The following is a 24,615-nucleotide window of genomic DNA, read 5'->3' on the forward strand; positions in this document are numbered from 1 at the left end:
CCATGGCCAAGGACGTCGCGCCCGCGACCCGATTCCTCGACTACGCCCCCGCGCCGGAGTCGACGAGCATCCTGCACCTGAAGAAGGCGTACGGGCTCTTCATCGACGGCGACTTCGTCGACGGCCACGGCACGTCGTTCTCGACGATCTCGCCGGCGACCGAGAAGAAGATCGCCGAGATCGCCACCGCGACGGCGGGCGACGTCGACAAGGCCGTGGCCGCCGCACGCCGCGCCTACGAGAAGACCTGGTCGAAGATGTCCGGGTCCGACCGTGGCAAGTACCTGTTCCGCATCGCGCGGCTCGTGCAGGAGCGCGCCCGCGAACTGGCCGTGGCCGAGAGCCTCGACAACGGCAAGCCGATCACGGAGAGCCGGGATGTCGACATCCCCCTCGTCGCCGCCTGGTTCTTCTACTACGCCGGCTGGGCCGACAAGCTCGAGTACGCCGGGGTCGGCTCGAACCCGCGCGCTCTGGGGGTCGCCGCGCAGGTCATCCCGTGGAACTTCCCGCTGCTCATGCTCGCCTGGAAGATCGCGCCCGCCCTCGCCGCCGGCAACACCGTCGTGCTGAAGCCCGCCGAGACGACGTCGCTGAGCGCCCTGATCTTCGCCGAGATCCTGCAGCAGGCCGAGCTCCCGAAGGGCGTCGTCAACATCGTCACCGGGGCCGGCGAGACCGGCGCCGCGCTCGTGCGCCACGATGACGTGAACAAGGTCGCGTTCACCGGGTCGACCGCGGTCGGCCGCGAGATCGCCAAGGCCGTCGCCGGCACCGACAAGAAGCTCACCCTCGAACTCGGCGGCAAGGCGGCCAACATCGTCTTCGACGACGCCCCGCTCGACCAGGCGATCGAGGGCATCGTCACCGGCATCTTCTTCAACCAGGGCCACGTCTGCTGCGCCGGCAGCCGGCTGCTCGTGCAGGAGAACGTGCACGACGAGGTCGTCGAGAAGCTGAAGACCCGCCTCTCGACGCTGCGCCTCGGCGATCCGCTCGACAAGAACACCGACATCGGGGCGATCAACTCGAAAGAGCAGCTCGACCGCATCCGCACCCTCTCCGAGATCGGCGAGAGCGAGGGCGCCGAGCGCTGGAGCGCCCCGTGCGACATCCCGAAGAACGGTTTCTGGTTCGCGCCGACGATCTTCACGGGCGTGCAGGCGTCGTCGACGATCGCCCGCGAAGAGATCTTCGGCCCGGTGCTCTCGGTGCTCACCTTCCGCACCCCGGCCGAGGCGGTCACGAAGGCGAACAACACCCCGTACGGCCTCTCCGCCGGCATCTGGAGCGACAAGGGCAGCAAGATCCTCGCCGTCGCCGACAAGCTGCGCGCCGGGGTCATCTGGGCGAACACCTTCAACCGCTTCGACCCCGCCTCCCCGTTCGGCGGCTACAAGGAGTCCGGCTACGGCCGCGAGGGCGGCCGCCACGGACTCGCCGCCTATCTCGCCGCAGGCGGGTTGAGTAGCGCGCCGCGCAGCGGCTCGCGTATCGAAACCAAGGGACGCACTCGATGAGCCGCCTCAGCATCCCCAAGACCTACAAGCTCGCGATCGGCGGCAAGTTCCCGCGCAGCGAGTCGGGCCGGACCTACGAGGTGACGACGCCGAAGGGCGTCTTCCTCGCGAACGCGTCGCTCGCCTCCCGCAAGGACGCCCGGGATGCCGTGGTCGCCGCCCGCGCGGCGGTGTCCGGCTGGGCCGGCGCCACCGCCTACAACCGCGGCCAGGTGCTCTACCGCATCGCCGAGCTGCTCGAAGGTCGCCGGGACCAGTTCATCGAGGAGCTCCGGCTCTCGGAGGGCGCCTCGACCGCCGCGGCGGCGAAGCAGGTCGACGCCGCGATCGACGCCTGGGTCTGGTACGCCGGCTGGACCGACAAGTTCACCCAGGTCGCCGGCTCGGGCAACCCGGTCGCCGGCCCGTACTTCAACCTCTCGGTGCCGGAACCGACGGGCGTCGTCGCCGCGATCGCCCCGCAGGGCGTCGCCGGGGGGTCGCTGCTCGGCTTCGTGACGACGGTCGCGCCGATCCTCGTGGCGGGCAACACGGTCATCGTCATCGCCGACGAGACGCGCCCGCTGTCGGCGGTCTCGCTCGCCGAGGTGCTCGCGACGAGCGACGTGCCCGGGGGAGTCGTCAACGTGCTCACCGGGTCACCTGCCGAGATGGCGCCGTGGCTCGCCTCGCATGCCGACGTCAACGCCCTCGACCTGGCCGGGGCCGGGGCGCTGGAGTGGATCGACCTCGAGATCGCGGCCGCCGACACCCTCAAGCGCGTGGTACGGCCGGAGGCCGGCATCCCGGATCTCGCGCTCGACCGCATCCTCGCGTTCACCGAGACGAAGACCGTCTGGCACACCAAGGCCCTGATCTAGCGCTCGCGGGTTGAGTGCCGGGCGAAGCCCGGTGTATCGAAACGCCTACGCCGGGGTGATCTCGTCGAGGTAGGCGTAAGCCTCCTCGAGGAGCGACTCCCAGAGCGCGTCAGGGGCGTCGAGCGGCACGACGACCCACTCGCGCATTTCCCGCCCGCGCATGACCATGCGGGTGACCTCACCGGCCGCGATGCGCTCGTCGGCCCGCGCCCCGGGAATCTTCACCATGAGTCCGCCGGTGTGCACGGCGACCGCGAAGACCTTGCCCCGCACGCGCAGACCGATCGTGCCGAACATGCGACCCCAGTCGACGTCGGGCCGTGCCAGGTAGCGGTCGGCGAATCCGTCGAGGCGGGCCTGGGTCGGGTTGTCCGTGCTCCACACCATGGCGACAGCGTGCCAGACGCCGCCGACCGAGGAGCGAAGGTCACGAAATGGTGAACGGGAGGTAACGAAACGGTAACGGGTTCTGCTATCGTCGGGCCACCGCAATGACGCGGTCCCGCTACCCGAAGGCGTTCCATGAGCAGTCCTGTGCGCATCGCTGCCGCGATCCTGGTCACGGCCGCGTCCGTGCTCGTGCTGATCCTCGCCCCCGGAGCCCGCAGCGCCTACGCCGCCAACCTGATGGGTCCGTTGCGTGCCCCCGGGGAGGCCGCCTTCATCGCCGCCCACCGCGGCGACCGCGCCAGCGCCCCCGAGAACACGATCCCCGCCTTCGTCTCGGCGGTCGCCAGCGGCAGCGACTTTCTCGAGACCGACGTGCGGCTGACCGCCGACGGCTACCCGGTGCTGATGCACGACCCGAGCGTCGACCGCACCACCACCGGCACCGGGCTCGTCGCCGACCTCACCCTCGCCGAACTCCGCACCCTCGACGCGGGTTCCTGGTACGACCCGGCGTTCGCCGGCATCCCGGTGCCGCTGTTCGACGAATTCCTCGACATCCTCGTCGCCTCGCCCGAGGTCACCGCGCTCGTGGAAGTCAAGGGTGAGTGGTCGGCCGACGAGGTCGACCGCCTGATGGGCGGCATCTATTTCCGCGGCACGCAGGACCGCATCGTGTTCGCCGCCTTCTCGACCGGCACCGTCGCGGCTCTCCAGGAGGCGGCCCCCGTCATCCCGCGGGTGCTCATCCGGCGGGTGCTGCCCCTCGACCCGGTCGCGGTCGCCGGCCGCTTCGGCGCGATCGCGATCATGACGCGGGCATCCGCGCTCGCGGCGAGTCCGGACGCCGTCGCCGACATGCACGCGGCCGGCCTCGGCGTGCTGCTCTACACCCTCAACAGCGAGGAGCGGTGGGGGGAGGCCCTCGCCTCCGGGGTCGACGGCATCGTCACCGACGAGCCGTCCGCCCTCGACGAGTGGATCGCCGCCACCGCTCCCGGCACCTGAGGCCATCTTCCCTCGCGGGTTTCGATACACCGCTTCGCGGCACTCAACCCGCGGTGGTGAATCGCCCTACGCCGACTCGAGGAGCGCGCGGTAGAACGCGATGCCGCGCAGGTAGGCGTCGACGCGGATGGACTCGTCGATCGCATGCAACCCGGCGAGCTCGGCCTTCGTCATCTCGAACGGCGTGAAGCGGTAGACGGCGGGGGTGAGCCGGGTGAAGTGCCGGCCGTCGGTGGCGCCGAGCATCGCGTAGGGCACGGGGACGGACTCGGGATGCGAGCTGGCGAGCGCGGCGACGAGCCGCTCCCACGGGCGGCCGGTCGCGGGCGCGACGGGGGGCGGGTCGGATCCGGCGAGCACCCGCACGCCGATGCCGGCATCCGCGATGTCGCGGCGGATGCGGGCGACCTCCGCGTCGAGCGTCGACCCGACGACGACGCGCATGTTGACGTGGGCGGTGGCGACCTCGGGCAGCACGTTGTCGGCGGCGGCGCCGCGCAGCCGGGTGACCACCCGGGTGGTGCGTACGAGGGCGTTGGCCTCGTCGCTGCCGGTCGTCAGCGCGCGCAGCAGCACGGGACGGAAGAGGCGTGGATGACGGTAGGCGAGGCCGAGGATCCCGCGGGCGCGGGAGCCGAGGGCCGCGAACATCGGGAACGCCGTCGGAGGGAGTCCGGCCGGCACCTGCCGGGACACCCGCTGGATGGCGCGAGCGAGCCGGGAGGTCGCGGTGACTCCGGAGCGCGGCGGGTGGGCCGCGTGCCCTCCGGGTTCGGCGGCGCGCAGTTCGATCGTCGCGATGCCCTTCTCGGCGATGCCGATCACGGCCGTCGGCTCGCTCACGCCGGGGAACTGCCCCTGCACGACCGCGCCGCCTTCGTCGAGCACGAACTCGACGGCGATGCCGCGCGCGAGGAGCACGTCGACGGCGGCGGCGGCCGCGGTGCCGGCGATCTCCTCGTCGCCGCCGAAGCTCAGATAGACGTCGTTCTCGGGCACGAACCCGGCGCCCAGCAGATCTTCGACCGCCTCGAGGATGCCGCCGAGCGCGCCTTTGTCGTCGATCGCCCCCCGGCCCCACAGCCGACGCGAGCCGTCGGCATCCGCCGTCAGATCCGCGGCGAAGGGCTCATGCGTCCAGCCGGGTTCGTCGGCGGGGACGACATCCCAATGCGCCATGAGGATGAGCGCATCCCCGGGCGTGCGGCCGGGCCAACGGTAGAGCAGCCCGACGTCGCCGACCCGCTCGAGTTCGAGAGTCGCGTGCAGCCGCGGGTACAGCTCCGACAGCAGCACCGGGAACCGCGCGAAGGCGTCGGCATCCTGGAGCTCGGTCTCGGTGCGGGAGACGGTGGGAACCCGGAGAAGCTCTCTCAGGCGCTCCACGGCGGCGTCGGCATCCACCCTCCGATGGTATTCGGCCACCCCGCGGGTTGAGTGCCGACCGCGCAGCGGGCGGTGTATCGAAACCCGACCGGCGGGTGACTCGGTGTGGGTTTCGATACACCGCCTCCGGCGGCACTCACCCCGCGGAATTCTGTCCGCGGGCGCCGCGGGACCAGTCGACGACGACGGCGTTCGGGGTGTCGCCGATCTTCGCGTGCAGCTTCGACCCGGGGAAGACCAGCGGGAGGGCGCTGTTCGGTACCCCGTTGCCCACCTGCACCTGGTAGCTGTCGGCGCCTTTGTCGATCGTGAGGGTGAGGGCGTGCACGGGGTCGCCCGACGCGGAGGTGAGGCCCATCGGCTGGTTCGCGACGAGCACCACGGCGGCATCCGACCCGTTCGCCAGGATCCAGGCCGCGCTGTCGTGACCGTCACTCGGCGCGACGGTGATGTTCGGGATGTCGGAGGCGAAGTCGATCGCCACCTTGCTGCGGTCGCCCGGGTCGACCCGCACGGCGAGCACCGTCTGCCCGGGGACTAACTGGGGGAGGTAGATCTCGCCGACCCGTTGCGTGCAGGTCGCCGGGAACGGCGCTTCCCCCTCGAGATACACCTGCAGCGTGAAGTCGCACTTGCGTTCCACGAGCCCGTTGCCGATCTGGATCGTCGTGCCCGAGACGTCGATGCCGAGCAGGTCGGCGCGACCGAGGATGCCGGTGGCGAGGAGGTCGCCGTCGACTCCGCCGGTGAACGAGCGGACCGCGTCGCCGATGTCATCGAGGAAGCCCATGGCCGACATCGTAGGGTTGCAGGGATGGCTTCCTCTACGTCGCGACCCGCATCCCGGTACGGCACGAAACCCGACCCCGGCACCCGGCGACTCGCGCTCATCCCCGGGCTGATCGCCGCGATCGCGCTGCTCGTCGGAGCCGTCGTGCTCGACGAGGGCACGTTCACCGTCATCCGCTACCTCGTGACGATCTTCGCGGCGATCGTCGCCGTGTTCGCGTTCCAGGCCAAGCAGTGGTGGTGGCTGCCGCCGTTCGCCGTGATCGCGATCGCCTGGAACCCGGTCTGGGTCATCGACATCCCGGCGCCGTGGTGGCAGGGCGCCCAGTACGTCGCCGCCCTCGCCTTCCTGCTCGCCGGGTGGTTCATCAAGGTGCCGATTCCCGAGGATCAGCGTCGGTGACTCTCCGCGAGACGCTGCGCACCTGGCGACCGGTGCTCATCGTCGGTGGAGTGCTCGTCGCCGCCGGCCTCGTGGCGATCCCGCTCGGCGGGTGGGACGAAGTGGAGCTGCAGAGCGCCGTCGTGCCGGAGCAGCCGATCGGGCAGCCCTACGCCGGCCATCGGATGAGCACCGCGATCGACGACCTCTACCTGACCGACGAGCATCCCGACGGGTTCACCGAGCCCGACCCGGGCACCAGGTTCCTCGTCGTCGTCGCCACCCTCGAGAACCTGACGGACGAGCCGCAGGGGGCGCTCGGGTCGAAGGGCTTCTACTCCTTCACCATCCCGGGCTACCTCGAGCTCGACACCGTGCTCGGAGCGGGCGATAACTCGATGCGTCTGCTGCGTGACGGCACCAGCGGGAGCACGCTCAGTCCGGGGGTGCCCGACACGGTGCAGTTCGTCTTCGTCGTCGACGCGGGGCTCTTCGCCGACGGCGACGAACTGCGGATCGGCCTCACCGATGCCACCCCGGAGGAGGCCGACCTGTTCGACGGCACCCGGTGGGCGCGCCCGTACGTCGCCGTCGAAGTGCCGGTCGTGCTGCGGGACGAGCGATGAGGCGGCCGCTGGCGGTGCTCGCCGGTCTGGGTCTGCTGCTGTTCGCCTTCGGGGTCGCGTTCTCGACGCCCGGCGACGACGAGGTGCAGGCGCCGTTCTCCGTGGCGGCGGAGGTGGGCGAGGAGACCGTGTCGCGGCACCTCGTGGTGACCGTGCACGACGCGCAACTCGCCGACGAGGTCGTCGTCGATGACTGGCGGGGAACGACCTCGGGCGTGTGGCTGGTCGTGGATGCCACCATCCAGGCCCGCACGGAGCGCTCGACCGTCGCCGTCAACGTCTTCGTCGACGGCGTACGGTACCCGGCGACCGGACGCATCGGCACGGATGCCGTGGACGGCCGGGTCGCCGACGCGGGCTTCCCGGTGACCGGCTCGGTGCTCGTGGAGTTGCCCGCCGACATCCTCGACCACCCCGGCGCCCGAACGGCGACGGTGCGGTTCAGCTCGGGAATCGACGCGCGACTCGACAGCGTGATCGACCTCGAGTTCGACCTCACGAGCCTCCCGTCGGAGTCGCGCACCGAACGCGACCCCGCCCGGGAGGGAGACCGATGACCGCCTGGCTGACCCGCAACCGCTGGTACCTCGTCGCGCTCGCCGTGCTGTTGCCCGTGGCGTTCGTCGTGTCGCTCATCCCGCGCTGGTTCCCGTACCAGGGGCAGCAGCCGCAGCCGGAGTCGGTGGCCCTCGGCGAGACGGTGCGCTACTCGGGGGCCGACATCGAGCTGACCGCCCTGGAGCTGCTCGACGGCGACCGCTGGGCGGCGCCGGCCGGGTCGGATGTCGTCGTCGCGACGCTCTCGATCGACGTCGTCGAGCCGCCCGAGGCCGCCCGCTGCGAGGTGCACGTCGTGTCGTCGGACGCGGGCTTCGAGCGACGCTGGGACGCTGAGCTGTACTCCGACAGCGACTACGTGGTGCCGGACCGGTTCGAGTCGTTGTGCACCCTCACCGAGCCGGGGTCGTACGACCTGCAGCTGACGTTCCTCGTGCCGCGGGGGCAGGTGGAACAGCCGGTGATCGAACTCAGCTCGTCGGCAGGTCTGCCGCGGGTGCTGCGGCTGAGCTGACCGCGTCGCCCGCCTCGTCGATGAGGCGCTCCGCTTCGTCGCTGCGCAGCGCCTGGTCGAACGCCGCCGCGACCAGGCACACCTGGAGCACGGCGGTGATCGCGGCGACACCGAGCTGCACCGCGTCGCTCGCCCCGAACCACCAGCCGGTGTCGTGCGGACCGAGCAGCCGGTAGACGACGAGGCTCAGCCACTCGCCGGCGGCGGTCACCACGGCGAAGCCGAGGAGGTAGGTGCCGAGGGCGATCGGCCCGGAGCGCCAGATGAGGCGGGCCGCGAGGGTCACCGGACCCCACCGGTCGACGAGGCCCGACGACACCGTCATCCCGATGCGGCGCGCCCACACCGGCATCCGCGACCAGCGCTCGCTCACCTTGGCGACGGCGCCCGAGGCGGGACCCGTGCTGCGCGGCAGTGTCGCGAAGTAGACGATCGAGGCGATCGCGAGCCAGGCGAGCGGCAGGCCGATGAGGGTGCCGGCCTGACCCAGCATCCAGCCGACGATCTCGTTCGCCGACGCGAACCAGGGGAGCGAGTCGACGAGTGATGCCCAGCCGTCGACGGCCCAGGCGAACATGCGCCGGCTGGCGAGCCAGGCGGGCACGCCCACGAGCAAGGTCTGGATCACGGTCAAGGCGACGAACACCCAGACCGCCTCGAGGTAGGTGGCGATGGCGCTCGACCACCGCGGCAGCCGCGTGGAGAAGCGCCCGAGCAGCCAGCGCAGGGCGAACGCGACGACGACGAGGGTGACCGACATGACGCCGAACGAGGCGAGGGAGGCGACCCGGCCGCCGCCGAAGAGGTCCGCCTGGTTCAGCGCCGACGAGAAGTAGTCGATCATGTCGTCGTAGATGAAGTTCCACGCGACGTAGAGCAGGAAGAACGGCAGGATGCCGGCGAGCAGGGTCTCGCGCCAGCGGCGGGTCGCGCTCGGCGCGGCCTCCCCGGTCTCGACGTCGTCGACGCGGTTCAGGTGCGGCAGCTCCCGACGGATCGCGAGGAACATCCCGATGTAGGCCGCGAGCTGCACGAGCACCGCGACCGGCAGGATCAGCAGGCCGTAGATGTCGTCGGCGTTGCCGACGAAGGCGGCCAGCCGGATGATCAGTGCCCGGGCGGTCCAGCCGAGCAGGAACCAGGCGAGCAAGGCGGGCCAGCACCGCGCGAGGACTCGGAGCGCGGTGAACAACACTCAGTGATTCTACGGGGGGCGATTCTACGGGGAGCGATTCTGCTGTCGGCCGTTCCGCGCTAAGATGAAGTCGCTCCCCACCACCGGTCAAGCCGGGTCTGGGTACGTTTCGCGGAGCGTTTCTCGGATCACCTCGATGGGCCGCCGTAGGCACATCGCACAGCAGGTTCCCGACACGGGAACCAAGGAGATAGATGAGCCCCTCTGGGCAGAACCCGTCCTCGGGCAAGAGGACCACGTCGTCGGGTCAGAAGACGCGCAAGCGTTCGAGCGGGCAGTCGCAGCGGCGCCGTCAGCACCAGGACGAAGCCGGCATCATCCCGATCCTCGCGCGCACCGTGCGGGCGATCGAGAACTCGGCCGAGCGCGGCAAGGTCGCGCCGTCGAACCGGGTCAAGTTCCGCGTCGTCGCGGCGCTCGTGCGCGAAGAGCGCGCCCGCATCAAGACCGACAAGGCACTGACGGATGCCGAGCGCACGAAGGAGCTGACGCGACTCGACGGCATCGCCACGATCATGGCGAAGACCGCGGCCCGCGACACCTCCCTCATCCAGTTGCTCACCGACACCGCACCTCTCACGACGCAGCAGCAGGAGGAGAAGCGGGCGATGCTGATCGAGGCGGGCGCCGAACTGTCGCCCGAGGACCTCATCGTCACCACCGAGGCCCCCGCGCCGAAGCAGGAGGACAAGTACGTCGTCCCGCAGTCGGTGAAGCAGTACCAGATGTCGAACCCGTTCCTCGCCCCCGACTTCAGCGCCACGACCCCGCGTGCCTCGAGCACCGCCGGCCGTCTCGCGAACTGGGAGCTCATCGAGCCGCTGTTCCGGTCGTTCGAGATGGGTTCCGGCGGGGGAGCCGCCAGCATGGAGCTGCCGGAGGCGCGCTCGCTCGCGGCCGCCGGGGGCAAAGAGCTCATGCGCCACCAGGCGCGGTTCATCGAGAGCGCCCGCTCGGGGCACCGCACCTACCTGCTCGCCGACGAGCCCGGCCTCGGCAAGACCGCGCAGGCGCTGCTCGCCGCGGAGGCCGCAGGCGCGTTCCCGCTCGTCGTCGTCGTGCCGAACGTCGTCAAGGTGAACTGGGCGCGCGAGGTCGAGAAGTGGATCCCGCAGCGCTCCGCCACCGTCGTGCACGGTGACGGCGACGACATCGACGCCTTCGCCGACGTCGTGATCGTCAACTACGAGGTGCTCGACCGGCACGTCGCCTGGCTCTCGCGTCGCGGATTCAAGGGGATGGTCGTCGACGAGGCGCACTTCATCAAGAACAAGGACTCGCAGCGCAGCAAGAACGTGCTCGCGCTGTCCAAGAGCATCCGCGCGGTCACCCCGAACGCGCTCTTCGTGGCCCTCACCGGAACGCCGCTGATCAACCAGATCGAAGACTTCCGGATGATCTGGCAGTACCTCGGGTGGATCGACGACAAGAAGCCGCTCACCTCGCTCATGCGCAAGCTCGAAGAGACCGAGCTGAACCCGGGCGACCCGGGCTTCTTTTCCTCCGCCCGCGGCGCCGTCATCGACATGGGCATCGTGCGCCGCAAAAAGGTGGATGTCGCGGCCGACATCCCCGCGCGGCGCATCGCCGACATCCCCGTCGAACTCGACGGTGAGGCGGGCCGCTCGATCCGCGAGGCCGAGGCGGCGCTGCTCGCCCGACTGGTGGAGCGGTATCGCCGACTCACCGCGGCGCGTCCCGACACGTCGCCGGACGACGCCATCCGACTGGTCGCCGCCGCCGAACTCGAGGAGTCGCGCGGCGGGGGATCCGACGGCACCAACGTCTTCGCGATGGTGCGTCGCATCGGCCAGGCGAAGGCGGTGCCGGCTGCCGATTACACGGTCAACCTGGCCCGCAACGTCGGCAAGGTCGTGTTCTTCGCCAAGCACATCGACGTGATGGATGCGGCCGAGGAGTTCTTCGCGAAGGCGGGGTTGAAGACGGTGTCGATCCGCGGCGAGCAGTCGACGAAGGCCCGCACGGCCGCTCTCGACGCGTTCACGAACGACCCGGATGTCGCGGTCGCCGTCTGTTCACTCACCGCCGCCGGCGTCGGCATCAACCTCCAGGTGGCGTCCAACGTCGTGCTCGCCGAACTGTCGTGGACGAACGCCGAGCAGACGCAGGCGATCGACCGCGTGCACCGCATCGGGCAGGAACTGCCGGTCACCGCGTGGCGCATCATCGCCGCCGGCACGATCGACGGCCGCATCTCGGAGCTCATCGACAGCAAGGCCGGCCTTGCCGCCCGCGCCCTCGACGGCGAGGAGTTCGAGGCGGCGGAAGGCTCCGTGCAGCTCGAGGCGCTCGTCTCGCTGCTGCGCGACGCCGTCGCCGCCACCGCGGGTTGAGTGCCCGCGCAGCGGGTGTATCGAAACCGCGGGCTTCCGCGGGTTGAGTGCCCGCGTAGCGGGTGTATCGAAACCGCGAGGCTCCGCGGGTTGAGTGCCCGCGTAGCGGGTGTATCGAAACCGCGAGGCTCCGCGGGTTGAGTGCCCGCGCAGCGGGTGTATCGAAACCCACCCCGAGGTGTCTTGTACCCCGAAATGTCCGCTGTGTCCTCCTGAGTGAGGACACCCCCACTGGGGACAGCGGGGGTCTTACATCCGCGGTTACGCTTCAAGAGCACTAGTTGGGGGACTAGCCAGACGGCGGTGATCTCGTCACTATCGCGATTCGCAATTACGGGGGTAAGAGCGAAATCCGCGGACGACATCACCGCCGTCAGTATTTCCCCCGCCTCGTACCCCATCACCGCGGGTTGAGTGCCGCCGCAGGCGGTGTATCGAAACCGCGAGGTTCCGCGGGTTGAGTGCTCGCGTAGCGGGTGTATCGAACCCCACCCCGAGTAACTCAGCTCTCCGGTCGCGCGAAGTTCGCCTTCTTGCTCAGCGCCGGCAGCGCCTCGAACTCCCCGGCGATGAGCGCCTCCCGTTTCCGCCGCGACCACCCCTGGATGCGCTTCTCGAGGAAGTACGCGTCGTCGATGCGATCGAACTCGGCTGCCCAGACCAGTTCCACGGGACGACGTCTCGCTGTGTACTCCGATCCCTTTCCCGAGGCGTGCTGCGCGAGACGGGTTGGGAGGTCGCGGGTGCTGCCGACGTAGTAACTGCCGTCGGCGCAACGGAGGAGGTACGTGGCTGGCATCCCCGGATGCTGGCACGTGCTGGCTGCTCGGGGGTGGGTTTCGATACACCCGCTGCGCGGGCACTCAACCCGCGGAGGGGTGGGGAGGATCGGTTAATCCACGATGGGCCCCGGGTCTAGAAATCCCGGGGCCCATCAGTGGTCGATCAGGCGTCCCGCCCGCGAGCTCTCGGGCAAGCATCCCGCGCGTCCTTCGGCTGTGACGCCGGGGGACCCGTGGGCACCGCGTCCGGGTCGGCTCGGGAATGACCCCGGGTGACTCGGGTGCGGCCCTCGGCCGGCGGCTGTGACACCGTCCGCTCCGGGTTCGCCGTTTCGGTTGAGTCGAGATTACTCAGCCCGCGGCGGCGCGCAAGACGTCAAGTTTCGCTAGATAGTTCAAGGTTTGCGGGGGCGGGGGTGGGGTTTCGATACACCCGCTGCGCGGGCACTCAACCCGCGGTGGTGCGCAGGTGAGCGGTGAAGGCGGCGGTGAGCTCGGCATCCACCGTCTTCGGGGTGCCGTCGACCGAGCGGATGGGGGCCGCGAGACGCACCGACGAGACGAGCCAGGCCGCGTCGGCGGCGGCGAGGTCGGCGGGGGTGAGCATCTCGGACGAGACCGTGTAGCCGGCGCCGGTAGCCCAGTCGAAGAGTTCCTGCTGGGTGGTGCCCGCGAGGATCCCGAGCGACGCCGGCGGGGTGCGCAGGGTCATCCCATTCCGCAGTACGAGGGTCGAGGTCGGCCCTTCGAGCAGGAACCCGTCGGTGGTCGTGAAGATCACGTCGTCGGCATCCCGGCGGGCCGCTTCGCGCAGGGCCGCGCGGTTGACGGCGTACGAGATCGTCTTCGCCCCCTGCAGCAGCCACGGCGAGGTCTGCGCGATGTCGGCCGGGTAGCCGCGGTCGAGCAGCACCACCCGGATGCCCTCCTGCCGCACGTGTTCGGTGGAGGGGATGTTCTGCCCGTACGCCCAGCCCGTCGGCGTCGGCTGCCCCTCGATGCCGCGGCTGAGCACCATCTTCACCCAGCCCTCCCCACCCTCGAGGGCCGAGGGCGCGAGGGCGGCGGCGACTTCGTGCAGGGCCGCATCCCAGACGGTGAAGTCCTGCGCGGGCAGGTCGAGCATGCGGATGGAGGTGGCGAAGCGCACGAAGTGCCGCGCGGGCTTCAGCGGCCGGCCGTCGAGCAGCCCCGCGGTCTCGAAGACGCCGTCGCCCCGGTTCGCGGCGAGCTCGGTGACGGCGAGGGTCGGACCCGCCGGGTCGACGAGGTCGTACCCGATCGCGGCACCCGCGGCGTCGAATCGGAAGACGGCGAGGGCGGCCGCGGTCACGCCGACGCCATCCGGCGGTCGAGCATCGCCCACACGGTGGAGCTGAGTTCGGGGTAGGCGAGCGCGATCTGGCGCAGGATGCGGTAGTCGACCTCGGCGGTCGGGATCCGGGAGTTGTCGGCGACGATGTGCTCGGCCCGCAAGATGAGCACGACGAGCTCGTCGACCGACGGGATCTCGTCCATGAACGCCCACGGGTCCTCGCCGGAGCGCAGCCGCTCGACGACGACGGTGGCGAGCTCGTCCTGGGCTTCGGCACGCAGCACCTCGAGGCTGGCGCGGCGCGCCTGCCCGTCGTGGCGCTGCGCGGGGCTCTCGGAAGTCACCGCCCAAGCCTACGTGGCGGGGCGCCGTCGATAGGGTGAGGGCATGCCGAGGCTCGCTCGATTCGTCGCCGTGCTCGCCCTGGGTGCGGCGCTGACGCTCGCCCCCGCGGGGGTGGCGACGGCGCAGAACCTGGATGACTTCGACATCGAGTCGTTCGACGCCGACTGGGTACTCACCCGGGATGCCGACGGACACGCGCACCTCCGGGTGACGGAGACGATCGTGGCCATGTTCCCCGACTTCGACCAGAACAAGGGCTTCTACCGCGACATCCCGGAGTACCGGCACGGCGTTCAGTTGCACACCGCCGTCGACTCGGTCGTCGACGAGTTCGGGCAGCCGGTGGCGTACACGACCGAGTACTACTACGACTTCTTCAGCGTCGGGCTCGGCGACGACACCTTCGTGCAGGGCCGTCAGACCTACGTCATCAGCTACGAGCAGGTGGACGTGATCGAGGCGTTCGCCGACACCGGGGCCGACGAGTTCTATTGGGATGTCAACGGCACCGGGTGGGCGCAGCCGTTCGGGCGGGCGAGCATGACGTTGACCGTCGACCCGTCGCTCGTTCCGGCCCTCACCGGCGCGAGCGACTGCGTGCGTCTCGTCGGGGACTGCGACGAACCGCTCACCCGGGTCGACCGGCCCGACGGTTCGGCGGTGTTCACGGCGGCGGCGACGAACCTCATCCCGACGGAGTCGCTGACCGTCGCGATCGCGTTCGAGCCGGGCACCTTCGAGCCGGGCGAGATCGTGATCCCGCCGTCGGATGACGACGACTACCTGCCCCCGGCCGAGCAGCCCACCTTCTGGGACACGTTCGGGCCGTTCATCCTGGGCCCCGCGGCCGTCGTGATCTCGCTCATCGCGGGCGCCACCCAGGGGGCGGATCGCTCGCGCCGCACCGGGCCGAGCGACATCATCATCCCGCAGTACACCCCGCCGGACGGGCTCAACGTGATGGTCGCGTCGTACATCGCGGGGCGCCCGGAGCGGGCCTTCGCCGCGCAGATCGTGAACCTCGCGGTGCGCGGCAACGTGCGCCTGCTCGACCACCCGGCCGATTCGTCGGCGCCGTTCGAGGTGGAACTGCTCCACGCCGACGGGGTCGACGAGGTGGAGCTGAAGGTGCTCCAGGCGGTGTTCGGAGACGACCTCCCCGCCGGCCGGCGCATCCCGCTGGGCTCGTCGAACACGAAGCTCGGCTCGAAGCTGTCGGGCGTTTACCGGATGGTCGACAAGAAGCTGAAGAGCGACGGCTACCAGGGCCCGGCGAAGCCGACCTTCCTCTGGTCGGCGCTGTTCTTCGGATCGGTCGCCGTCGCGATCCTCACCGGCTTGGACACGATGCGCCGGTTCGCCGACGACTCCTTCGCGGAGTTCTCGTTCTTCGCCCTCTTCGTCGCGATCTTCAGCGCGTCGGCGACCTACGGTCGACGGTCGACCGTGGCGACCCTCAGCCAGCGCGGCCGCGAGCAGAACGACTACCTGCTCGGGATGCGGGACTACATGCAGCTCGCGGAGGAGGACCGCATCCGCTACCTGCAGAGCCCGGAGGGCGCCGAGCGCATCGACCTCGACGACCGCTCTGCGATGGTGAAGCTCTACGAGCGCCTGCTGCCGTACGCGATCATCTTCGGCATCGAAGACCAGTGGTCGCAGGAGCTCACCGTGAAGGCGGCCGCCGCCGCCGTGCCGGTCGCCTGGTGGTCGGGGTCGAGCGATCTCACGTCGTGGCGGCTCACCTCGACGATCAACGGCATCCGCCGCTCGACGCCCGAGCCGCCCCGACCGCTCGTCGCGAAGGCGAAGTCGTCGTCGTCGGGCAGCGGATGGGGTGGCTGGGGCAGTGGCGGATCGTCCGGCGGCTGGAGCGGATCGTCGGGTTCGTCGTTCAGCGGCGGCTCGTCGGGCGGCGGGTTCTCCGGCGGCGGCGGGGGCGGCGGCGGAGGCCGCGGGCGCTAGTCTCGGGGGGACTTTCGGCCCTTGCGTCCGCGGGGCGGAGGGTTACCGTCGTGCGTATGGCGATGTCGAGGTCTCGATCGCCCGTCACCCTCGGCGAGGTCGTGGCGACACTCGTGCTGGCCGGTCTCGGCGTCTTCCTCGGGAGCTTCCTGGGTGCGCTCTACCTGATCCACGCCCCGACCGGGCCCCTCGCGCCGGCCTGGTCGGCGACCTGCATCGCGCTGATGGCGGCGCCGATCATCGTCACCGCCGCAGCCGCGGTGCGACTGCACGCGGGGCGGGTCGCGATCTATCTGCCGCTCGTCGAGTTCGGCACCATCGTGGCGCTGATGTTCCTGATCGTCGTGCTGGGGATCATCGGCCAGTCGGCGCCCGGATCGTAGTCGGCTCCGAGTCAGGCCTCGTCGTCGTCGTCGACCTTCTCGACCTGGAGGTCGGCGTCCGGGGTGGTGCCGTCGGTGATGTCCTCACCGCTCAGCTCGGGCTTGCCCATCAGGTGAGCCGCAGATTCTCGCGGGCCGCCGGCGGGCGGAAGTCGTCGATGTGCTCCATGCCGACCGTCTCGTCTTCGCCCTCGGGGTTGCGGTCGTCGACGGTCGTGGCGGCCTCGGTGCCCTCACCCTCGGCGATGGCTTCGTCGTTCGCGTCGTGCTGGAACTCCGGGCTCGCATTGACCTCCTCCTCGCCGCCGGCGAACGACGACTCGTAGCCGCTCACGGCTGGTCCGCCGTGTCGGGGTCGGTCTCCTCGACCGACTGCGGCCGTCCGGCGCCCTCTTCGACCGTCACCGGGTCATCGGTGCCCATGTCGTCCTGATCGCCCGGCGAGCCGCCGCCGGTCGCGCTGCCGGTGTTGCCGCCGGCGACCTCGTCCTCGGGGCTGGGGCTCTCGTATCCGCTCATCGCGTTCTCCTTCGTGTCCAGGACATCAAGTCGATGCTCAGGGCGCAGGGTTTGTCGACCCCTTGCCGGGCGGGCGGATGAGGGTTAGGCAGGACCCATGTTCGACATGGCACTCATCACCGGCATCATCGTCATGATCGGGGTCGTCGCCCTTGTCGTGGTGATCGCGATCCTGCTCTTCCGCCGCCGCGCGGCCTCCGGGGGTGCCGGCAACCACGTGGTGCCGCCGCCGGTCGACCCGGGCCGGACGCATCCCGAGATGGCCGCCGACGTCAACGCCGACCGCACGGCGGCGAAGCAGGTCGCCAAGGACGCGAAGAAGGATGCCGCGGCCTGAGCCGCACCCGTCCGCAGGTTGAGTGCCGCCGGAGGCGGTGTCTCGCAACCCCGACCTCCGAGTATACCGGCGGTATACTCCCGGCATGGCCACCACGATCAAAGTGCCGGAAGACCTCCGCGACCGCCTCAACGCACGGGCGCGGGCATCCGATTCCACCGTCGCCGACGTTATCGAGCGGTTGATCGCCGCCGACGAGCGGGCCGAGCGTTTTCGGGCGATCAAGGAGGCAATGGCACGCTCGACTCCTGCACAGTGGGCGGAGTACCGAGAAGAGACACAGTTGTGGGATCGCGCGGCGAACGAGGACCTGGCGAAGTACGACCCTCTTTCGTGATGGAACTCTTCGCGGGCGCCGTGGTCTGGGTAGACCTCGAACCCACGCGCGGCCGTGAACAGGGTGGGATCCGTCCCGGCGTCGTCATCTCTTCCTCGGAGTATCTCGAGTCCGTCGATTCTCTGGCGACCGTCATCCCGGTCACCACGCGCGACCGAGAGTGGCCGAACCACGTTCTCCTCACCGGGATGACCGGACTCACCGCGTCGAGCTGGGCGATGACCGAGCAGATGCGCTCCATCGCGCGGGAACGCATCGTGCGGTGGAGCGGGTCTGTGGATGTCGACAGCCTCGACACGATCCGGCTCTACCTCAGGGACGCGCTGGATTTGTGAGGCGGATGAAGCCGGAGAGTTCGGCGAGGCCCTGCGGCGTGAACGGCAGGTAGTCGCGCAATCCGGGGGAGTGCACGAGGTAGGCCGCCCACTTGCCGCGCGAGATGGCGACGTTGAGCCGGTTGCGCTGCAGCAGGAACGAGATGCCGCGCGGCACGTCCGCCGCTGAGGATGCCGTGAGCGACACGATCGCGATCGCCGCCTCCTGCCCCTGGAACTTGTCGACCGTGCCGACCGGCACTTCCGCGAGTCCTTCGGCGGTGAGGTGGCGGCGCAGCAGGTCGACCTGGGCGTTGTAGGGCGCGACGACGATGAGATCGGTGGGGCGGATGCTGTCATTCCTGCCGGTGCTCGGATCGCGCCAGGGCATCCCGAGGTGGTGTGTGACGAGGGCGACGACGGCTGCGCACTCCTCGGGGGATTCGACCGAGTTGCCGTCGTGTTCGATCGGGACGGGGTGCAGCCCGGGTTCGACGCCGCCGAGGTGGCGCTCGAGGGTGCTGGGGTTGGCGCGCAGGCGTCCCTCGTAGGACAGGTCGCTCACCGCTGACGTGAGCGCGGGATGCATGCGCCAGGTCTCTTCGAGGAAGTAGCCGAGGTGCGCCGGCAGCACGTCGTGGCCTTCCGACAGCCAGCCGAGGGCGGACGTGTCGATCGGCTCGGGGTGGGTGCCCGTGGTGACCTGCGGCAGTTGCTGCGGGTCACCGAGCAGCAGCAGGCGTTTGGCGGCGACCGCGACGGCGATCGTGTTGGCGAGCGAATACTGCCCGGCTTCGTCGACGACGAGCAGGTCGAGGTTCTCGCGCGGCACCTTGCCGGCGTTCGCGAAATCCCAGGCGGTGCCGCCGAGCACGAACCCGGCGTCGTGGTGGGCGCTGATGAACGGCGGGATGTCTTCGTTGCGGTCGAGGATCGTCCAGCCGGGTTCGGTCGCGTAGCCACCGCCGGGAGGCTTCTTGCCGATGCGCTCCGCCGGCACGCCCTCGCTGAGCACCCGCCGCAGCAGGTTCTCGATCACCTCGTGCGACTGCGCGACGACCCCCACGCGCCACCCGAGCTCGGTGACGAGGTGGGCGATCACCTTCGCGCCGACGTACGTCTTGCCCGACCCCGGGGGGCCCTGCACGGCGAGGTAGGAGTCATCCAGTCGGGTGAGGGTCTCGACGATCGCCGACGGCACCCCGTCGATCCCCACCGGTTCGAGCCCACCGTCGTCGACGGTGCGCGGGGGAACCCGCCGCAGGATGTCGAGAGCAGGAGATTTCGGGAACCCCGCGCCCTCGCGGGTTGAGTGCCCGCCGGAGGCGGGTGTATCGAAACCCACCTCCGAGTCACCCGTGGGGGGTTTCGATACACCGGCTGCGCCGGCACTCAACCCGCGGGTGGCGAGGGCGTCCGCGACCTTGCCACCCCACTGCAGGATGGCTTCGCGCTGCGCCTTCGTCGGCACCGGGGCTTCGGGGGTGAGCGCGACGGGGAAGGAGACCCACGGCTCCCCGCCGACGCCTGCGGATTCTTCGAGCACGACGTCGGCGATCTCGCCGCCGAGCCCTTCGACGAGGCCGGCTTCGAGCACCGAGCCGCGGTTGTGTTCGCCGCGGCGCCCGGGCAGCACGTTCTGGATGATCCCCGGAAGCGGCGGCTCGTACATGACGAACGGGCGGCCGCCGGCATCCAGGCGGGATCCGGGCGCGAGTCGCCCGCGCAACCGGATCACCCGCTGTTCGGTGCGCTTGCCTTCGGGTACGCGCCAGTCCTCGACGACCTGCGCGCTGTGCACGCGGAAGACCCCGCGGGTGTCTTCGAGGTCGTCGAGTTCGACGGTGTGGCGGGCGAAGTGCTCCCACCAGTACGACTTGTCTTCGCGGCGGTGGTATTCGATGGCGGCGGCGGCGAGTCCGATGGCGTGCTGGTCGGGCGTGCGGTCTAGCGCCGGGATGCCGTCGATGTGCGCGTAGAGGCGGTCTCGTACTTCGCTCTCCGCCGTCGCCAGTGAGTTCTCGCGGGTGGCCGCGGCGACCTGGGTGGCGACGGGCTCGACGCCGTTCTCGCGCGCCCGCTCGAGCAGCCAGTCGCGCAGCCGGTGGGTCGAGACGCAGTCGTACTCGTTGTACGCCCGGATCTCTTCGAGCTTCGCCGCCGCTTCGGCGGTGCGGCCTTCATCCCGCAGCTCGGTGTAGTCGACGTAGAACTGGATGCTCTCGTCGCCCTTCACCAGGTCGCCGACGCGCACCTCGTCGCCCATGTAGAGCGGCTCGAGCTTCTTGATCGAGTAGGAGCCCTCCGAGATGCGGATGCTGCGCCGCACGATCGGGTAGAGGTCGACGAACACGTCTTCGGTGAGCAGTTCGTCGAGGATCGCCTCGCCCACCCCGTACCGCGCCGTCAGCTGCAGCAGGTGCGCCCGCTCGTAGTCGGCGTAGTGGTAGATGTGCAGCCCCGGATGCGCCTTGCGGCGTGCCTGCACGAACTCGAGGAAGTCGATGAGTGCCTGCTTCTCCTCATCCCGGTCATGAGCCCAGAACGCCGTGAACTTCTCCTCGGGCTCGAGCGTGATGAGACCCCAGAGGTAGTCGAGCCCCCAGTCGAGACCATTGGATGTCCACAACGGATCCCCTTCGAAGTCGAAGAAGATGTCCCCTGCATCCGCCGGCGGAAGTTGCGACAGGCTCCCCGCCGACGAGACTTCGTACTTCACTTCCCCGTCGGCATGCGGGGTGAGCTGCATCCGCGCCTGAGCCCGCAGTTTCTCGAGTGCCGGCCCGCCGATCCCATCCGCCTCGCCCGTGCTGGCGGCGAGCTGGTCGATCGTGTGGATGCCGGCATCCGCCAGTCGTGCCCGTGACGTGGTGCGCATGCCGGCCACGAGCAGCACGTCGCGGGTGCCTTCGATCTCGGGCGCGCACCATTCGCAGCGCCCGTCGGCGGTGTAGCCCGGGGCGCCCCACTCGATGGGGTTCGGATCGTCGAGCCGCGCCTCGATCATCTCTTTGAGCCGCGCGACGCGGTCGTGGAAGACGGGTTCGATGTCCTTGAGCGAGTGCTGGGACTCTTCGCCGCTGCCGAGCAGCAGGTAGGTGTCGTCGCTGACCGGGATGCCTAGCTTGCGCAGCTGGTCGGCGTACGCCGCGAGTTGCAGCAGCGCGGTCACGCGGGCTTTGCGAGCGAGTTTGGTGTCCCACACCTGGTACTCATATTCGGTGGTCGAGTAGCGACCCTCCGGGTCGCGTGTCGAGACCGGGGCTTTCACCAGGAAGTCAGCAAACCCGACGAACCCGATCCGCTCACCCTCAGGCTCATCGAAGAACGTCGCCTGGAACACGACGTCGTTCCCATCCCGCAACGCCTGGATGGTGCGCTCCTGCGCCGCCCGGAGGATGCCGGGGTCGGCCCGAGCGTCTTCGGTCTCGATCTCGACGACCGTCTCGGGAAACGTGGCCTTGAAATTCGCGAGGGCGCGGGCCTCGTGCTCGCCGCCTAGGAGACTCGCGCGTTCAAGCATCGCGTCGGTGGCATCCTCTACCGCTTCGATGCGACCGAGCTTCGCGTCGAGCTTCCGCATGAGCGCCCACTCGCACTCCACTGCAGCCTTCAGGTCTGAGGCGCTGTAGTACACGCGAGAGTTGCGGACGAACATGCGATCACGCTATATGCGACTTCCGACCATGACTTCGGAATGTCCCTCCCAGCGGGTGGCGCCTGGGCAACCTCACGGCACGCCGGCAGACCTCATCCGCAGGTGGATGGTGTATGGCAGGCTGGCGGCGTCCATTCCGACAGTTGACGGGGAGCCATGAGCGCGCGCACTATCCATCCCTTCCCCGCCAGGATGGCGCCGGAAATCGCGCTCAAAGCGATTCCCTCTGCGATGGATGAACCGTTCACCGTGCTGGATCCGATGTGCGGGTCGGGCACCGTGCTGGGAGTGGCGATTCAACAAGGACACAATGCCGTCGGAGTGGACATCGACCCACTGGCGGTGATGATGTCCCAGCTCACGGTCACGCCTTTGGACTCAGATGTCCTCACTTCGACGTCCAGCGAGGTGGTGAGAGCGGCGGCTGCCAGCGATGGCGAGCCACCTTGGGGCGACGATGACGAAACCAATCACTTCGTTGACTATTGGTTCGGATCGAAACAGAAGAAAGATCTCATAGCCCTCACAGCCGCGATATCGTCCCTCGACAGCCGCGAAATCCAGCTTGGCCTGCGACTCGCGCTCAGTCGGATAATCGTCACGAAGACTCCGGCGGCCTCGCTCGCCGCTGATACATCTCATAGTCGACCGCACAGAGTCCAGACTGACTCGGACTACGACGTGCTCGCGGGATTCGCCAGATCGACCACCCAACTCGCGCGAATGCTGGAGATTCGAACCTTCGGCGGCAGTGGAAGGGTGGAATTGGGAGACGCAAGATCTTTGTCGGGTGTCGATGACGCGTCAGTGGACCTGGCAGTCACCTCTCCGCCGTATCTGAACGCGCTCGACTATCTCCGAGGGCACAAATTAGCGCTCGTATGGTTCGGCTACAAGATCGCCGAGCTGCGGGCCCGACGAAGCGCGAGCATCGGTGCGGAACGTCGTCCCGACGGGAAGACGACGAAGACAGTCAGCAAGATCGTTGATGTAATCGAATCCGAGGCGGCGAACAAGGAAGTCCTCCGTCGACCAATGCTGGAAAGGTTCGCACAAGATTGCATCGGATTCGCGACCGAACTACATCGAACGGTTCGGTCAGGCGGCCGCTGCGTCTTGGTCGTCGGCAACTCCACGCTAAAGGGCAACTACATTCGTAACGACGTCATCACTCAAAAGGCCATGGAACACGCTGGATTCCGGATGATTGACGACGCGCGGTATGAACGCGAAATTCCACCTTCTAGCCGCTACATGGCCATCAACGCATCGGATACTGAGTCGAGCGTGACCAAGCGAATGAGAACCGAAATAGTCATGACTCTGGAACGCCCCTGACGATGGCCGACGCCTCAGCCTTCCGACCACATGCAAGGCTCCTCACGATGCTCGGCGAGCAGCTAATCCGTAGTGATCGAATCGCGTTGGTCGAGTTGGTCAAGAACTCTTATGACGCTGACGCGACCCTGGTAACGGTCGACTTCAGAGACTTCAACGAGGACATGACCGCAGGCCCCGGATCAGCGATCGTCGTCCGCGACGATGGATCGGGTATGTCGGAGTCGGTCGTGCGCGAAGCGTGGCTGAATCCAGCCACTCCTTCGAAGCGGCTAATCAAGATGTCAAACCCGAGAACCGAACGAGGTCGCATACTTCAGGGCGAGAAGGGGATCGGCCGTTTCGCCGCATTCAAGCTCGGGCGCGAGATTCACTTGTCATCTCGTACTCAGGGCAGCCCCACCGAGGTGACGGTCGCGGTCGACATCGCGATGCTTGACGAGGGTACCGGCGCCCCGAGCGAGATGTACCTGGATGAGCTACCGGTGATGATCGAGAGCGGGTCACCGATCGCCTTCGAAGGCGGCGCCGGTGCTTCATCGCACGGAACTCAGATCGAGATAAGAAACCTGCGAGGTTCTTGGAGTAACGACGCGGTCGAGAACTCCCTAGTCGATGTTCTTAGGCTCCAACCGCTTCACTGGGTGGCTCCAGATCAGACGCAGTCGGACGATTTCAGAGTCGAGTTCCTGCGCGACGGAGTTCCTGAGTCTTTCAGGAGCGAGAAGACCGCTCCAATCGACCTGATTCTTGAGCGCGCGGTCCTGACAATCGACGAGGGCCGATTTGACGTCGGGGCGAACGAAATCGATTTCTTGGTCAACGGTGCGAGAGAGTGCCTCAAGCTCGATGGTCCAGAGCTGCGCGGAAACTCGGAGTTCATCGCGCGCTTCAAGACCGGCGAGGGCGAGTGGAGACGTCCCGAGTGTGGCCCGTTTGAGTTCAAGTTCTACGTCTTTGACCTCAACGGTGATGTTTCCGAACAGTTTCGGTTGGACCCTCAGGAGAAGACCGCACTCAAGCAGCACCGCATCTATCTCTATCGGGACGGCGTTCGCGTCTATCCCTATGGAGACCCGGACGACGACTGGCTTCGGATCGACGCGACTCGCGGCACGCGTTCTGCTCGGACGACGTTCAGCAACGATCAGACGGTGGGGTACGTCGCGATCTCGCAAGCGCACAATCCGGACCTGCGCGACAAGACGAGCCGCGAGGGTCTGCTTGACGTCGGCAATGCAACCGAAGACTTTGTTGCGCTCCTCCAATCAGTGCTCTCCTTCGTTCGCGGCGACCACTACGCGAAGTATCTGGTTAAGAAGCGTCAGGAACGCGAGTCCAAGCTCGAGAAGACCAGCGGGGAAGGTGGGAGTCTTGATTCGCTCGTCGGCGATAAGTCCATCCCCGCTTCGGCGCGTGCCGAGATCGCGAGAGTGGCCAATGCCATCGCGGCAGAGCGAGAACTCTCGCGTTTGCAGATCGAACGACTTGAGGACCTTGCCGCAGTGGGTCTATCTATCGAGATGGCATCCCACGACCTGATCGCGGCCGGGTCTGAATCACTTCGCACGGCGAGATTGGTCCGGGACGAGTTGCGTTCCCAAGGGCACGCCGGGGACTACGTTTACGAGCTGAACGACGGACTCATTCGACGTTTGGAGTTCGTGAGCACCCGGTTCGAGGACGTTCAAGGCCTGTTCGTCTCCACCAGGGCAAAGCCTGGGGCCCTTGACGTCCTCCAGT

Annotated in this window: 25 protein-coding genes; 15 read left to right on the plus strand and 10 right to left on the minus strand. The window is 68.6% G+C overall.

The genetic code is table 11. From position 1 onward, the window contains the following. Positions 1–2: 2 nt before the first annotated feature. Both ACILQS_RS03925 and ACILQS_RS03930 read left to right on the plus strand, forming a co-directional pair. A complete protein-coding gene (locus ACILQS_RS03925) occupies positions 3–1,520 on the plus strand; it encodes an aldehyde dehydrogenase family protein (RefSeq protein WP_395638797.1) in 1,518 nt (505 codons plus the stop codon). Next, a complete protein-coding gene (locus tag ACILQS_RS03930) occupies positions 1,517–2,380 on the plus strand; it encodes an aldehyde dehydrogenase family protein (protein ID WP_395638798.1) in 864 nt (287 codons plus the stop codon). Before ACILQS_RS03925 ends, ACILQS_RS03930 begins: the two co-directional genes overlap by 4 nt. A gap of 45 nt (positions 2,381–2,425) precedes the next feature. Here ACILQS_RS03930 and ACILQS_RS03935 read toward each other — a convergent pair whose 3' ends face one another. Further along, a complete protein-coding gene (locus ACILQS_RS03935) occupies positions 2,426–2,767 on the minus strand; it encodes a TfoX/Sxy family protein (protein ID WP_395638799.1) in 342 nt (113 codons plus the stop codon). 135 nt (positions 2,768–2,902) lie between these two features. Here ACILQS_RS03935 and ACILQS_RS03940 point away from each other — a divergent pair, with 135 nt between their 5' ends. Beyond that, positions 2,903–3,775, plus strand: coding sequence for a glycerophosphodiester phosphodiesterase (locus ACILQS_RS03940; protein WP_395638800.1), 873 nt, complete (start codon positions 2,903–2,905; stop codon positions 3,773–3,775). A 66-nt stretch (positions 3,776–3,841) separates the two neighbouring features. On the opposite strand, the gene ACILQS_RS03945 is transcribed toward ACILQS_RS03940, so the two are convergent. Both ACILQS_RS03945 and ACILQS_RS03950 read right to left on the minus strand, forming a co-directional pair. Next, on the minus strand, positions 3,842–5,179 hold the full coding sequence (locus tag ACILQS_RS03945; RefSeq protein WP_395638801.1) for a M20/M25/M40 family metallo-hydrolase: 1,338 nt from the start codon (positions 5,177–5,179) through the stop codon (positions 3,842–3,844). A gap of 118 nt (positions 5,180–5,297) precedes the next feature. Continuing rightward, complete coding sequence (locus ACILQS_RS03950) at positions 5,298–5,951, minus strand: hypothetical protein (RefSeq protein WP_395638802.1); 654 nt, start codon at positions 5,949–5,951, stop codon at positions 5,298–5,300. Positions 5,952–5,975: 24 nt separating this feature from the next. Here ACILQS_RS03950 and ACILQS_RS03955 point away from each other — a divergent pair, with 24 nt between their 5' ends. From ACILQS_RS03955 to ACILQS_RS03970, 4 genes are read left to right on the plus strand one after another with little or no spacing between them, the layout of a single operon-like run. Continuing rightward, on the plus strand, positions 5,976–6,353 hold the full coding sequence (locus tag ACILQS_RS03955; RefSeq protein WP_395638803.1) for a DUF6804 family protein: 378 nt from the start codon (positions 5,976–5,978) through the stop codon (positions 6,351–6,353). After that, positions 6,350–6,958: a hypothetical protein gene (locus ACILQS_RS03960; protein ID WP_395638804.1), complete on the plus strand. Its 609-nt coding sequence runs from the start codon at positions 6,350–6,352 to the stop codon at positions 6,956–6,958. Before ACILQS_RS03955 ends, ACILQS_RS03960 begins: the two co-directional genes overlap by 4 nt. After that, complete coding sequence (locus ACILQS_RS03965; protein WP_395638805.1) at positions 6,955–7,515, plus strand: hypothetical protein; 561 nt, start codon at positions 6,955–6,957, stop codon at positions 7,513–7,515. The genes ACILQS_RS03960 and ACILQS_RS03965 overlap by 4 nt, the downstream gene beginning before the upstream one ends. Then, complete coding sequence (locus tag ACILQS_RS03970; RefSeq protein WP_395638806.1) at positions 7,512–8,030, plus strand: hypothetical protein; 519 nt, start codon at positions 7,512–7,514, stop codon at positions 8,028–8,030. Before ACILQS_RS03965 ends, ACILQS_RS03970 begins: the two co-directional genes overlap by 4 nt. Here the strand turns inward: ACILQS_RS03970 and ACILQS_RS03975 are convergent. Further along, a complete protein-coding gene (locus ACILQS_RS03975; RefSeq protein ID WP_395638807.1) occupies positions 7,987–9,225 on the minus strand; it encodes a hypothetical protein in 1,239 nt (412 codons plus the stop codon). The genes ACILQS_RS03970 and ACILQS_RS03975 overlap by 44 nt on opposite strands. Positions 9,226–9,419: 194 nt before the next feature. Here ACILQS_RS03975 and ACILQS_RS03980 point away from each other — a divergent pair, with 194 nt between their 5' ends. Further along, positions 9,420–11,579 (plus strand): DEAD/DEAH box helicase, encoded by a 2,160-nt coding sequence (locus ACILQS_RS03980; RefSeq protein WP_395638808.1) that lies wholly within the window; start codon positions 9,420–9,422, stop codon positions 11,577–11,579. Between the two features lie 502 nt (positions 11,580–12,081). Here the strand turns inward: ACILQS_RS03980 and ACILQS_RS03985 are convergent. The 3 genes from ACILQS_RS03985 to ACILQS_RS03995 form a co-directional block, all read right to left on the minus strand. After that, positions 12,082–12,378 (minus strand): GIY-YIG nuclease family protein, encoded by a 297-nt coding sequence (locus tag ACILQS_RS03985; protein WP_395638809.1) that lies wholly within the window; start codon positions 12,376–12,378, stop codon positions 12,082–12,084. A 431-nt stretch (positions 12,379–12,809) separates the two neighbouring features. Further along, the gene (locus ACILQS_RS03990; protein ID WP_395638810.1) at positions 12,810–13,694 is read right to left on the minus strand and encodes an aminotransferase class IV; all 885 of its coding nucleotides are present in this window, start codon (positions 13,692–13,694) and stop codon (positions 12,810–12,812) included. Next, positions 13,691–14,020, minus strand: coding sequence for a tryptophan synthase subunit alpha (locus ACILQS_RS03995; protein ID WP_395638811.1), 330 nt, complete (start codon positions 14,018–14,020; stop codon positions 13,691–13,693). Before ACILQS_RS03995 ends, ACILQS_RS03990 begins: the two co-directional genes overlap by 4 nt. Positions 14,021–14,063: 43 nt before the next feature. Between ACILQS_RS03995 and ACILQS_RS04000 the strand changes: the two genes are divergently transcribed. Next, positions 14,064–15,986 carry a DUF2207 domain-containing protein gene (locus ACILQS_RS04000; protein WP_395638812.1) on the plus strand — a complete coding sequence of 641 codons (1,923 nt, stop codon included), beginning with the start codon at positions 14,064–14,066 and terminating at the stop codon, positions 15,984–15,986. Between the two features lie 62 nt (positions 15,987–16,048). Next, positions 16,049–16,369 carry a hypothetical protein gene (locus tag ACILQS_RS04005; RefSeq protein WP_395638813.1) on the plus strand — a complete coding sequence of 107 codons (321 nt, stop codon included), beginning with the start codon at positions 16,049–16,051 and terminating at the stop codon, positions 16,367–16,369. 109 nt (positions 16,370–16,478) lie between these two features. Here ACILQS_RS04005 and ACILQS_RS04010 read toward each other — a convergent pair whose 3' ends face one another. Beyond that, positions 16,479–16,703 (minus strand): hypothetical protein, encoded by a 225-nt coding sequence (locus tag ACILQS_RS04010; protein WP_395638814.1) that lies wholly within the window; start codon positions 16,701–16,703, stop codon positions 16,479–16,481. Then, positions 16,700–16,888, minus strand: coding sequence for a hypothetical protein (locus ACILQS_RS04015; protein WP_395638815.1), 189 nt, complete (start codon positions 16,886–16,888; stop codon positions 16,700–16,702). The genes ACILQS_RS04010 and ACILQS_RS04015 overlap by 4 nt, the downstream gene beginning before the upstream one ends. Before the next feature lie 97 nt (positions 16,889–16,985). On the opposite strand from ACILQS_RS04015, the gene ACILQS_RS04020 reads away from it, so the two are divergent. From ACILQS_RS04020 to ACILQS_RS04030, 3 genes are all read left to right on the plus strand, one after another. Further along, positions 16,986–17,225, plus strand: coding sequence for a hypothetical protein (locus ACILQS_RS04020; RefSeq protein ID WP_395638816.1), 240 nt, complete (start codon positions 16,986–16,988; stop codon positions 17,223–17,225). A gap of 85 nt (positions 17,226–17,310) precedes the next feature. Then, positions 17,311–17,562, plus strand: a complete 252-nt coding sequence (locus ACILQS_RS04025) for a ribbon-helix-helix protein, CopG family (RefSeq protein ID WP_395638817.1) — start codon at positions 17,311–17,313, stop codon at positions 17,560–17,562. After that, positions 17,562–17,897: a type II toxin-antitoxin system PemK/MazF family toxin gene (locus tag ACILQS_RS04030; RefSeq protein WP_395638818.1), complete on the plus strand. Its 336-nt coding sequence runs from the start codon at positions 17,562–17,564 to the stop codon at positions 17,895–17,897. Before ACILQS_RS04025 ends, ACILQS_RS04030 begins: the two co-directional genes overlap by 1 nt. Here ACILQS_RS04030 and ACILQS_RS04035 read toward each other — a convergent pair. After that, complete coding sequence (locus ACILQS_RS04035) at positions 17,875–21,534, minus strand: TM0106 family RecB-like putative nuclease (RefSeq protein ID WP_395638819.1); 3,660 nt, start codon at positions 21,532–21,534, stop codon at positions 17,875–17,877. The two genes, ACILQS_RS04030 and ACILQS_RS04035, sit on opposite strands and share 23 nt — an antisense overlap. Before the next feature lie 156 nt (positions 21,535–21,690). On the opposite strand from ACILQS_RS04035, the gene ACILQS_RS04040 reads away from it, so the two are divergent. Together ACILQS_RS04040 and ACILQS_RS04045 are read left to right on the plus strand one after the other, a co-directional pair. Next, positions 21,691–22,872: a hypothetical protein gene (locus ACILQS_RS04040; RefSeq protein ID WP_395638820.1), complete on the plus strand. Its 1,182-nt coding sequence runs from the start codon at positions 21,691–21,693 to the stop codon at positions 22,870–22,872. Between the two features lie 47 nt (positions 22,873–22,919). Further along, positions 22,920–24,615 (plus strand): ATP-binding protein (locus ACILQS_RS04045; RefSeq protein WP_395638821.1); only part of this gene is annotated, 1,696 nt, incomplete at its 3' end.

This window comes from Pseudolysinimonas sp., assembly GCF_044239695.1.
GTDB lineage: Bacteria > Actinomycetota > Actinomycetes > Actinomycetales > Microbacteriaceae > Pseudolysinimonas_A.